Genomic DNA, 12,010 nt, shown 5'->3' with positions numbered 1-12,010 from the left:
CAGACATGAGCCGTAAAAAAATTGTCGCTGCAACTGGCTGTCCAACAGGCATTGCACACACATTTATGGCAGCTGAGGCATTAAAAATAGCTGCTGAGCAGTTAGGGGTCGACATCAAAGTCGAAACGCACGGTCAAGTAGGAATTGAAAACGCTTTAACCGATCAAGACATTCTTGAGGCCGATGGGGTCATTGTCGCAGCTGACAAAGATGTGAATACAGATCGTTTTCACGGCAAACCACTGATTGAAGTACCTGTAGCGAAAGGCATCCGCACGCCAGATGAACTGATCCAAAGCATTATCAATGGAAATGCTCCCGTTCATCAAGTGAAAGGAAAGGCTTCTGGAACGGAGAAAACTTCTGCTCCTTCATCCTCTCAGCAAAAATCGGCGAATAAGTGGATACACACCATCTACAAACATTTAATGAACGGTGTATCACACATGCTGCCATTTGTTGTTGGAGGCGGGGTCTTAATTGCCATTTCATTTCTATTCGGTATTTACTCTGCTGATCCTCAGCATGAAACGTATCATCCGTTTGCTGCCTATTTGAAAAGCATTGGCGGACTCGGCTTTAGCTTAATGGTGCCTATTTTAGCAGCATTTATCGCTGATTCAATCGCGAGACGCCCAGGGATGGTTGTAGGGTTTATCGGCGGCCTGCTTGCAAACGACGGAGGCGCTGGATTCTTAGGTGGTATTATCGCAGGTTTTGCAGCAGGGTATATCATTGTATTCCTTCAATTCCTGCTTCAAAAATTACCTGCATCACTTGACGGTTTAAAATCAATCTTCATCTATCCTGTTATCGGTATTTTCTTGATTGGAGCTGTGATGACACCACTATTAGTTCCGATCACAGGGCTAAATAATTCATTAATGGATTTTCTCTCAGCTGTTCAATCCACGAACCCGCTGCTTTTAGGATTAATTGTTGGAGCGATGTGTGGATTTGATATGGGAGGTCCTTTTAACAAAGCAGCCTATGTCACAGGAACAGCTTTACTTGCACAAGGCAACCTTTACTTCATGGCAGGCGTGTCCGCAGCATGTATCACGCCACCACTTATCATTGCGATTGCCACAACGATTTTCAGAAAACATTTCACACCGCAGGAACGAAATGCAGGGGCAATCAACTATATTCTAGGGGCGACACACATTACAGAAGGGGCCATCCCATTTGCGGCAAAAAACCCGATCGTTGTCCTGCCAATTATCATGTTTGGCTCAGCCATCTCTGCTATATTGACGTATCTCTTTGGCGTACAGGTTCCGGCTCCTCATGGCGGGTTCCTTGTCCTTCCAGTCGTCACAGGCGCATTCCAGTGGGTACTATCCATACTGATCGGATCACTTGTAGGTGCCATTCTATACGGACTTTATCGTAAAAAAATAGACAAACCCGCAGTTTAATAGGGAGGAAGAGAAATGATGGAACATATTTATATGAATCTTCATGAAACCGCGTCTTCACAGGCTGGCGTTTTCGCAGCCATTGCTGACATTGCCTATAAAGCAGGTATTTGTACATCACCAGAGGATGTCAAAAAAGGCTTAGCTGAAAGGGAAACACTGAGCACAACTGGATTTCAAGATGGATTTGCCATTCCGCATACACAAACAGAAGCCATCACAAAACCAGCACTCGTGATCGTCCGCACTGAAACAGGCATTGAATGGGACGCTTTTGATGGGAAGCCTTGCTTTTTCTTCTTATCCTTACTGATCCCCAAAAATGAAGCGGGCACCACCCATTTAAAGGCTCTTTCTGCTCTTTCACGAGGATTAATGGATGAAGCGAAACGACAAAAGCTGCTAGAAACAAGAACAAATGAAGACATGCTTACTGTTTTAGAAACAAATATTTTAACGAGAGAGGATGTTTGATCATGCCTTTACTTTCAACAACACCGATGCTTGAGACAGCGAAAAAAGAAAAATACGGAATTGTTGCATTCAATGTACACTCCTTTGACAGTATTTATTGGGTACTCGAAACCGCCGCAGAATTAAAATCACCTGTTATTTTGCAAACAACGGTTGGAACGGTTCAATCACTTGGAGCAAAAGCGATTGCAGATACAGTCAAGGCGGCGGCTGATCAATATCAAATCCCAATCGGTCTGCACCTTGATCACTGCACGGACTTTGATGTGATTCTCACCTGTATCAGGGCCGGATATACATCCGTCATGATCGATGCATCCATGCATTCATATGAAGAAAATGTACGCCGCACAAAAGAAGTTGTGGACCTCGCATTAAAAGTAGGGGTGAACGTTGAAGCAGAATTAGGCAAGGTAGGCGGCGTCGAAGATGATATCGTTGTCGATGAAAAAGATGCTGAAAAAGCTATTCCATCAGAATGCCGTCAATTTGTAAAGGAAACTGGTGTACCCACTTTAGCACCTGCGATTGGTACCGCTCACGGCATTTATAAAGGGGTACCGGATATTGACTTTGACCGCATTGAACAAATTGCAGCGCTGGTCGATGTTCCCCTTGTGCTGCACGGTGGTTCCGCTGTACCGGATGAGGACGTCAGACGATGTGTGGCACTTGGTATGGCAAAGGTCAATGTCTCAACTGAATTGAAAAATGCGTACTCTGAAGCCATCCGTGATCATTTCTCAAACGAACCTGAAAGCTTAGATCCACGTATGTATTTACAAAAAGCAAAACAAGCAGCAAAAGACATGGTCACATCGAAAATACGTATCGTTGGCAGTGAGGGCAAAGCCCATCCTCTATATCAGTGAAACAAAAAAAGCAGAGCCGCTTAAGCTCTGCTTTTTCACATTATTCGCTTTCTTTCATTTCATTTGATGTGCGTACCCGTGCATTTCCCATGAATAATACTGTCATCGCCGCAAGAGCTATAGGGAATAAGGCAATCAAAAATACGTACGTAATACTTTGTGACATCGCATCGATGACTTTATTTAAAATATCAGGCGGAATTTGTGAACGGGCACCCTCTTGGAAAATGGCCTGTGGATCGCCTATTTGAGAAGGGGCTCCTTTCATTCCGCTAAAGGCATCTGCTAAGCGATTCGATAGGACATTGGTTTGAATCGTCCCAAAAATCGTGACACCAAGTGTCATCCCAAGTGATCTCATAAATGAATTGGTCGAGTTTGCACTGCCTCGGTAGCGAGGGGCAAGATCATTCATTGAAGCTGACGGCAGAAGGGAGAAACTGAAGCCAACGCCAAAACCTGATATCATCATAAAGAGTGTGAGCCACAGTCTAGCTGTATCTGGTGACATATTGGCAAGCAGCAGCATCCCCGCGAAAAATGAGATAACAGAGATCGCCATAAGACGTCTGAAAGGCACTTTCGTCTGCATCGTTCCGCCAATCATACTGCCAATGACAGACCCTATCATCATCGGTGTTAAAATGAATCCTGCACTTGTCGCCGATTCACCGTACACCGCCTGCACGAAAATAGGAATAAAGACAGCAAGAATAATAAATGTCCCGCCATATAAAAATGCCAAAATTTGAGACGTCGCAAATAAACGATTTTTAAACATCCAAAATGAAATAATCGGTTCCTCCGCTTTACGCTCAACAATAAAGAAGATCGTACCAAACACAAGAAACACGGCAAAAAGTGTGAGGATTTGCACCGAATCCCACGCATAAGATTTACCGCCAAGCTCAAGTGCGAACATCAAGCTCACAACCGCCACGACAAGTGTTATAGCACCTGACCAATCAATTTTCTGCTTCCGATGTTCCAGCGATTCATGATAGTATCTAGCGATCAAGAACACACTAACAATACCGATTGGCACGTTAATATAGAAAACCCAATGCCAGCCGATCGAATCTGTGATAATAGCTCCTAACAGTGGTCCTAATACACTCGATAAACCAAACACTGCACCAAACATACCAGACATTTTTCCGCGCTTTTCAGGCGGGAAGATATCAAAGATGATCGTAAACGCGATCGGAAGAAGGGCACCGCCTCCAAGCCCTTGAATGGCTCGGTAAATAATGAGCTGATCCATCGTTTGTGCGATACCGCATAGCGCAGATCCAATTAAAAAGAAAATAAGTCCAAACAGAAAAAAACGCTTTCGACCATACATATCAGAAAGCTTTCCGTAAATCGGCATTCCGGCCATCACTGCCACCATATAAGAAGCCGTCACCCAAGCAAATTTATCAAAACTGCCCAAATCTGCTACGATGCTTCCCATCGCTGTTGCAACAATGGTATTGTCCATCGCTGCCATAAAAATCCCTAACAGCAAACCGATGACAACAAAGCGAGTGGATGCCTTGCCTTTATCCACATGATTCATTTCATTTACCTCCTGCTTACGTTCTCTTCTTATTTTTGCTATGATCAACTTAAATATAAAGGAAGAGAACATTTATCTTGATGATCAAGATAAATTGATTTTAAAGGGAGGAGAACATGTTGTCAATAAAGAACGACGCAGAAGATAGAGCAACCCAGATCATACAAACTATGAGGCGCCTCGCCACACGAACGGTTTTATTCCACCAAGCGGCCGCACAATCGCTCGGCCTTTTCCCAACAGATCTCAAATCAGCTGATTTATTAAACGAACTCGGCCCCCTCACAGCAGGAGAATTAAGTGAAAAAACGGGACTTAGCTCAGGTGCAGTCACAGCTCTTATTGATCGCCTTGAAAAAGCGGGCTACGTCAAAAGAGAAAAAGACCCAAAGGACAAGCGAAGAGTCATCATCGTTCCATTAACGGCAGGGAAATCACAGGTGAAAGAACTCTTCCGTTCCTTATCAGCATCAACCAAACAGCTCACAAACGAATACAAACCAGAAGAATTAGATTTAATCATCCAATTCATTTCAGAAACAGCTGAAATGATGGAGCAAGAGCTGCAATTGCTAAAGTCTAAATCGTAAGAAGGCACACTGATGGGGGTGTGCTTTTTCTAAGACCAGTCTAAATTAATGTAGGGATTTCCTTGACTAGTGACCTCTTCCTTACCATGGAAGTGCTGTTTACGCTTTTTTATAATGGAGTAGCTCAAAAAAATTTATTTAAAAGATCGTTGTAAAAACCGCATTTTAATAATTACTGAGAAAAGTGGAGCTAACAAGGCACTCTATTGAAACACTGTTCATTTACATAATAAGTACTGTTTTTGTATCTTTATTCCTATTTAATGACAAACTTTGTGTTGGTAAAATTGACCTTGTCAATGAATAGGAAGGAGTGAATTCTTCTGGGGAAGATACTTGATGCAAAAGCACTAACAAGTGCCATGGACGCAAGGGCAAAACACTACCGGGAACTCCGTGAACAAATGGTAGATTTAAAAAAGACACTTCAAGGCGTGGCAAACCTCGGTGATGAATTCACGGGAAAAGGCGCCGATAACATTAAAAGCTTCTACAAAGAACTGGCTGGAAATGTAGACATGTTTATCAGCTTCATTGATAAGCAGAAAGCCTTTCATGAAGGCGTTTCTGGGACACTTGATGATACGAATTTTGGCGGCGATACCTTTGTAGAAGAACACTTTTTAGACAACGCTGTACATATGGGCATCAAAAATGCCAAAAGCATTGTGAAGGATCAAAAAAAGGCGCTTAAAACGATTTTTCAAGACATCGACGACCTCATCTCTCTAGAAGTATTTGATAGTCAAAGCTTTGATGAAAAGATTGCAGATGCGGAAGACGAGCGAAAAAAGACCGTTAAAGATTTAATAGAACTTGATCAAAATTTAAAAGATGAATATGCTTTGTCAGAGACTGAGGAGAAGGCTACAATGGCATTGTACGCAGAAATGATGAATGCGACAAATGACGGAAAAGCCATTTCGCCGATGAATTTTGACAAGAAAGCGTATCAAAATAGCGAAATCTACAAGGCAAAAAGCGATATTGAGAAGCAAACTTCTGAATATCTCAAAATTAAAAAAGAACAAGAGGAAGCCCGCGAGATCGCAAAGGAACAAGAAGCACTCGCCAACCGTCCTTGGTATGAAAAAGCACTTGATTATGGTGGAAATATCGTGAATGAACTGACTGGTGTGAACGATGCAAAACGCGCCGCAACGGGCGTCGACCCGATCACAGGCGAAGAACTCACCGCAGGTCAACGCGTCGCCGCAGGCGGCATGGCAGCGGCAGGTTATATCCCAATCGTCGGCTGGGCAGGCCGCATTTTCAAAGGCGGGAAAGCCGTTTATAAAACGACTCAAGCCACATCAGCCGCAGTACGAGCAGTCGACATCTACAAGACCTCGCAAAAATCCTTTGACGCCTTAAAAACATCCCAAAAAGGCTTATATGGCCTCACCGCCACCAACGGCTTCAGCGAAGCGATTACGGGGCGTGATATGTTTGGGAATAAGATCTCGAAAGAACAGCAGGAAGCGAGTATGAACGCGGCGCTGGGAATGCTTTTGCCGTTTGGGGCGAAAGGGTTTCATGGGAAGATGGGGGTAAAGAGTACAGGCATACCTAATATTTCAAAAAGGCACGATGAAATTGCTCATAAAAGTTATTATGGTAGAAAAGATTTTAGAGCTAAGATAAATAATGCAGTATATTCTCATCATGATAATAAACATTTAAAGGCTAGGACTGCTGAAGAAGCCAAACGTTTTAGTGAGACAGGAAAAAGAAATGCTCAATACCTGCCTGAAATAAATAATAAAGTTTTAGAAAAAGAGGCTCTTCAAAAAGGGCATATCATTGATAATAGCAACAATAATTTTTATTTCATTTATGATACAGGTAAAATTGTTGGTTATGATAATGGTAAATCTACTAGTTGGATTAGGGGAGAACTGACGAGTGGAAATGTGTATCACGGCCACCCGATTGCTGGAGACAGACTAAATAAGTATTTAAATAAATTAGGAATAAAATAACTAGAATATTAGCAAAGAGGTCAGATGATGATGAGAAAATATGTGAAACTTGATATTCCCGAAGTAAACATTCATCCTTTAAGAATAACTGAAGGTTGGATTGTACGTTATAATAATTTTAGGGAAATTGACCCTAAAAAGTTAGAAACAGAAGATGATAGATGGTTTATGTTCACTGAAAGTTTGTTACAACTTTATCATGAGAAATCATCAATAACATTGGATTTAGGATGGTATCCCGATTTATCTTCAGATGGTAACTATCTTGTTCTAATAGTTAAAAATACAGATTGGGACAATCCTATTCAGGAATTCAGCTCGGATGACTATACCAAAGTGATTGATTTTATAGAATTTCATTTGAAAGAAATTACATCTAACTGGTGGAACTAAAATAGTAGATACTTAATTACTAACAAATTAACATCGTTATTTTCTTCAGATTTACTCGTTTATGATCAATTTTTGGGGCTATAGGTACTCGAATGTGTTCTCAGAGTAAATTCATAATTAGGGGACTCAATATGTTTATAGAATTAGATAATCTTTTATCTGCTAATACAACGATAGACTCATGGTATGATGACGGGTGTTTGATTGCTAGTGAGATACTCTCTGATTTTAGCCTAAACGACTGGGAAGAACTATCAAATCAGGTGCTTAATAAACCAATAGAGTGGCAGCGTAAAATTGCTTACTGTCTGGATAATGAGTGCAATGAATATGAGTTAAATATTTTAATAGATTTGTTGAATACTAATGATAAAGAATTATTTGAGATTTGTATTGATACATTGAGAAGTTTTCCAATTGAAGAAGGCAAGAAATTGATATGAAGCATCCTCAAATTTTAGAACGTGTAAATCATGTAGTGGCTACTACTGCGAATTCACCAGTAAAAGTAGTTCTTCAAGACTTTCTTTCAAAAATGCTTAAAATCATTCAAATTAGTTTGTTTTTAATGAGATTATGCAAAAAACCGAAAAAAAGAGGGATGGGGACCTTTTTTCCTATGTGGGTCATCGTATGATAGAGACAAGCAAAACGAACGTGAATATTTTATCCAGAGGAAGAACCTGCGGACGCTGATCATTGAGCACTTTAAGTGCCTTGATTGATGTCCGCTTTTTTTGGTGGAAATGATGCCAGTACATAAGTTTGAATCAAGAATGCCAAAAGCATTGTGAATGATCAAAAAAAGCATGTGAAACGATTTTAAGGACATTCATGACCTCATTACAAAAGGGTTTGTTTCTATCACGAAAAAAAGACAAAGGGCTTAAATAAACATCGTTTGCCCCCTTTATTAAAAGTCTAAAGCACACTCGCTTGAGTGTGCTTATTCATATAACAAAAGAACACCCAAAAAGCTGCACAGCATTTGCTGAAGACATTTGGGCTTCTTTGATGCATGTCAGTTGATTAGACTTATAACCAAAGGGAAGAAGGGAGGAATTCCAACTGTATTTAACCAAAAGGGGCACGACTTTACTATCAATGCTGATTCACACGACATCTTATTTATCAATTGAAGATTTACAGAATCGACTGAATGTCTCTACTCGAACCGTTTACTCTGAAATCAAACGAATGAATAGCTGGCTGGAAACTCATGAGCTTAGTGGCGTTCAGCGAAAAGATCAACTTGGCTACTACTTAGATCCTCATGAAAAAGAAATCATTATGAAAAAAGCTAACACCATTCTCGTTGGCCATGATTATGAACCATGTGTAAAGGAAAGAAGGGCCATCCTGCTCTTATCCATTGCATGCAGTGAGAAATGTCTAAAAATTGATGACTTTATGAAGTTGATCAAAGTGAGCCGGAATACATTGCTTGAAGATATGAAACAGCTAAAAGAAGCACTTTCAAAGCAGCAGCTTACCCTCCACTATCAGGCAGCCTGCGGCTATTTGATTTCAGGAGAAGAAAGAGCGATTCGATTGGCGCTGAAACCTTATATTCATTCCATTCGCACAATGATAAAAAACGAAAAAGCGTTTCCATCTTTTTGGTTAAAGGGGCCAATTTCATATAAGCGGTTAAAGCATCTCCTCGAGCAGTCAGAACAAGAGCTTAAGCTCGAGTTTGCAGATGACATGCTGGATCAGCTGTCTTTGGATCTCTTTTTCTACTTTAAGCGGGTGAAGCTAGGACGTGCTGTACACCTTTCAAACAAAGAAAAGCGTACATTACAGGAAACAGATGAATGCTTGGCGGCTATTCGTTTCATGGCACGAATTCAAAGAGAAACCGGTCTTCAAGTTCATGATGATGAAATCTATTTTCTTAGCACTCTATGGCTCAGCGCCAAGAAACAAAAGCTTCCATCAAGTAAAAAGCCAGAAGAGCATCTCATTCGCACTATTGCCAGACAAATGATTTTTGATTTTCAGCGGTATGCTTGTATCTCCTTTCAAGAGTACGAAGCCTTAGAGCAAAACTTAACAATGCATCTCATCCCAGCCTATTACAGACTCATTTATCACATTGATATCAACAATGAATTAACAGAATCTATTAAAAAAACACAGCCAGAGGTGTTTGACATCACTCAAAAGGTCGTATGCCATTTAGAAAAGGCGACCTGCTCAAAGATAAGTGATCATGAAATTGCTTATGTGGCGATGCATTTTGGTGGTTGGATGAGAAGAGAAGGGATTTCGCCTATTGTGCGGCGTTCTGTATACATTGTTTGCGGCGAAGGAATTGGTACAAGTCACATGCTGAAAACACAGCTTATCGAATTAATCGGTTACATTGAAGTGCGTGGACTATTATCAAAGCGTTCATATGAAGAAATGTCATCCATTGATGTCGACTTTGTTGTATCAACAACACCTATTTCGTTTAAAGGAAAACCCGTTCACCTCGTTCATCCCATTCTCACTGCCTATGAGAAAAAAACCTTACTTCAATATGGGGAAGGTGCAGAAATCAGGTTTGATGAGAAAAATGTGAACGCTTTATTCAATATCATTCAACAGCATACCATCGTACAAAATGAAAAAGCACTGCTTCGTGATCTTAAAGAGCTACTGCATCCCGCATATGTATCCCATCAGAAAGGGTGGAAACCAGTGTTAAACGATTTATTAACAGAAAAAACCATTCATCTCCAGCAAACAGCAGAAACATGGCAAGAGGCCATCACAAAAGCAGCGCAGCCTCTACTCGATCAAAATGCCATTCAGAAAGGTTATGTGGAGGCCATGATTCAGTCCGTTCATCAAAATGGACCTTATATTGTGATTGCACCACAAGTAGCTATTCCGCATGCCAGACCAGAGGACGGTGTGAACAAATTAAGCATGTCACTCATGTCATTCGAACGGCCCGTTTTTTTCTCTAAGGAGGAAAAAAAACAGGTTCGTCTCATCATCGTGCTAGCAGCCATTGACAGTATGACCCATCTGAAAGCACTCAAACAGCTGACCATGCTGTTAAGTGATGAAAAACGGATGAAACAACTGGTTGAAGCAAAGGAATTAGCATCAGTGCAAGAACTAATTAATCAATTTTCACAACTATAAAGGAGGAAAAAGAGAATGAAAAAAATTCTTGTTGTGTGCGGAAACGGATTAGGAAGCAGCTTTATCGTAGAAATGAATGTCAAAAAAGCATTAGAAGAGTTAGGGCTTGTAGCTGAAGTGGATCATACCGATCTCAGCACAAGTAAAAATGAACTGGCCGATCTATATATCGGAGCAACAGATATTATCGATCAGCTGGATGACGGCACAAGAAAGGTCGCTGGATTAAATAACTTGTTAGACCAGGAAGCCATTAAAGACGTCCTTCGTAAACACATTTAAGCCACGAAAAAGGGGGATTCACATCATGATAGAACTGATCATGAACGATATATTGGGCACACCAGCCATTCTCATCGGTTTGTTTGCACTGGCCGGTTTACTTTTACAGAAAAAGTCAGCTGCAGATACCGTGTCAGGCACCTTGAAAACAACGATGGGGTTTTTAATATTAGGAGCGGGCGCCACAGTCGTGTCTGATTCACTTGGAGTTTTTCGAAAAATGTTTGAAGCAGCATTTCACATTCAAGGAGTTGTCCCAAATACAGATGCCATGGCGGCTATTGCTCAAAAGGAATTCGGGACACAGACGGCTCTCATTATGATTTTTGGCATGCTGGTCAATTTATTGTTGGCAAAATTCACACCCTTTAAATACGTCTTTTTAACAGGACACCATACCTTATATATGGCTGCAATGCTCGCAGTCGTTCTCTCGACAGCTGGAATGCAAGGAGGATTTCTTGTCACCACCGGTTCGATTATATTAGGGACAGCTATGGTCATTGCACCCGCTATTCTTCAGCCATTCACAAGGAAAGTCACCGGAAGCGATGATCTCGCACTTGGACACTTCAGCACCTTCGGTTATTTTACTGCGGGAATGATCGGGAAATGGATCGGTCGTCCAGAGAGATCAACAGAAACCATTCAAGTGCCTAAATCACTCGGCTTTCTAAGAGATACATCTGTGGCCATTTCGATCACGATGGCTTTGCTGTTCTTTGCGATTGCACCGTTTGCCGGGATTCCCTTTATAGAACAAATTAGCGGAGGCACGAACTTCGCTGTCTTCATTCTCATTCAGGCTATTACCTTTGCTGCTGGTGTGTACATTATTTTAGCCGGGGTGCGGATGGCAATCGGTGAAATCGTGCCTGCTTTCAAAGGGATTGCCGATCGTTTTGTGAAAGGGGCAAAACCGGCACTAGACGCACCAACCGTTTTTCCATTTGCTCCAAATGCAGTCATTATCGGCTTTTTATGCAGCTTTGCAGGAGGCATCGTATCCATTTTTCTTTTACCTTTGTTTGGTTTAACTGTCATTGTCCCTGGTCTTGTCCCGCACTTTTTTTGCGGCGCTACAGCAGGAGTGTATGGTAATGCAACAGGAGGCGTGAGAGGAGCTGTCGCTGGGGCCTTTGTGAATGGATTGCTTCTTTCCTTTTTACCTGCTTGTTTATTACCTGTGTTAGGAACCCTTGGCTTTGAAGGGACAACTTTTGGAGATACAGACTTTGGTATCATCGGAATCTTGATTGGAATGATCAAGCTTTTATTTCAACTGTAAAAAGGA

At 41.4% G+C, this 12,010-nt stretch carries 10 protein-coding genes and 1 pseudogene; 10 read left to right on the top strand and 1 reads right to left on the bottom strand.

The window, feature by feature from the left end; translation table 11 throughout:
• The first annotated feature begins 5 nt into the window (after positions 1-5).
• From C6W21_RS04640 to C6W21_RS04630, 3 genes are read left to right on the top strand one after another with little or no spacing between them, the layout of a single operon-like run.
• A complete protein-coding gene (locus C6W21_RS04640) occupies positions 6-1,421 on the top strand; it encodes a PTS fructose transporter subunit IIC (RefSeq protein ID WP_106049492.1) in 1,416 nt (471 codons plus the stop codon).
• Between the two features lie 15 nt (positions 1,422-1,436).
• The gene (locus tag C6W21_RS04635) at positions 1,437-1,895 is read left to right on the top strand and encodes a PTS sugar transporter subunit IIA (RefSeq protein WP_106055956.1); all 459 of its coding nucleotides are present in this window, start codon (positions 1,437-1,439) and stop codon (positions 1,893-1,895) included.
• 2 nt (positions 1,896-1,897) lie between these two features.
• Positions 1,898-2,767, top strand: coding sequence for a class II fructose-bisphosphate aldolase (locus tag C6W21_RS04630; RefSeq protein WP_106049490.1), 870 nt, complete (start codon positions 1,898-1,900; stop codon positions 2,765-2,767).
• On the opposite strand, the pseudogene C6W21_RS04625 reads toward C6W21_RS04630, so the two are convergent.
• Positions 2,756-4,328 (bottom strand): annotated as a pseudogene (locus C6W21_RS04625) (MDR family MFS transporter). The gene C6W21_RS04630 and the pseudogene C6W21_RS04625 overlap by 12 nt on opposite strands.
• Before the next feature lie 170 nt (positions 4,329-4,498).
• Between C6W21_RS04625 and C6W21_RS04620 the strand changes: the two are divergent.
• The 7 genes from C6W21_RS04620 to ulaA all read left to right on the top strand — a co-directional run bounded on the left by C6W21_RS04620 (position 4,499) and on the right by ulaA (position 12,004).
• Complete coding sequence (locus C6W21_RS04620; RefSeq protein WP_223249558.1) at positions 4,499-4,918, top strand: MarR family winged helix-turn-helix transcriptional regulator; 420 nt, start codon at positions 4,499-4,501, stop codon at positions 4,916-4,918.
• A gap of 362 nt (positions 4,919-5,280) precedes the next feature.
• Positions 5,281-6,900, top strand: a complete 1,620-nt coding sequence (locus tag C6W21_RS04615; RefSeq protein WP_486187550.1) for a ribonuclease YeeF family protein — start codon at positions 5,281-5,283, stop codon at positions 6,898-6,900.
• Positions 6,901-6,930: 30 nt separating this feature from the next.
• Entirely contained in the window at positions 6,931-7,293 is a 363-nt protein-coding gene (locus C6W21_RS04610; protein WP_106050204.1) for a hypothetical protein, read from the top strand.
• Positions 7,294-7,424: 131 nt separating this feature from the next.
• Positions 7,425-7,736: a hypothetical protein gene (locus C6W21_RS04605; protein WP_317615073.1), complete on the top strand. Its 312-nt coding sequence runs from the start codon at positions 7,425-7,427 to the stop codon at positions 7,734-7,736.
• 625 nt (positions 7,737-8,361) lie between these two features.
• The gene (locus tag C6W21_RS04600; protein WP_223260978.1) at positions 8,362-10,434 is read left to right on the top strand and encodes a BglG family transcription antiterminator; all 2,073 of its coding nucleotides are present in this window, start codon (positions 8,362-8,364) and stop codon (positions 10,432-10,434) included.
• 15 nt (positions 10,435-10,449) lie between these two features.
• Entirely contained in the window at positions 10,450-10,716 is a 267-nt protein-coding gene (locus C6W21_RS04595; protein WP_050944853.1) for a PTS sugar transporter subunit IIB, read from the top strand.
• Positions 10,717-10,741: 25 nt separating this feature from the next.
• On the top strand, positions 10,742-12,004 hold the full coding sequence (ulaA, locus tag C6W21_RS04590) for a PTS ascorbate transporter subunit IIC (RefSeq protein ID WP_106049485.1): 1,263 nt from the start codon (positions 10,742-10,744) through the stop codon (positions 12,002-12,004).
• The last annotated feature ends 6 nt before the right edge of the window (positions 12,005-12,010 follow it).

It is taken from the genome of Bacillus sp. NMCN1 (assembly GCF_002998085.1).
Lineage (GTDB): Bacteria > Bacillota > Bacilli > Bacillales > Bacillaceae > Bacillus.
Note: the sequence above shows the minus strand (reverse complement) of the source record. Positions and strands in the feature narration are given on the sequence as shown.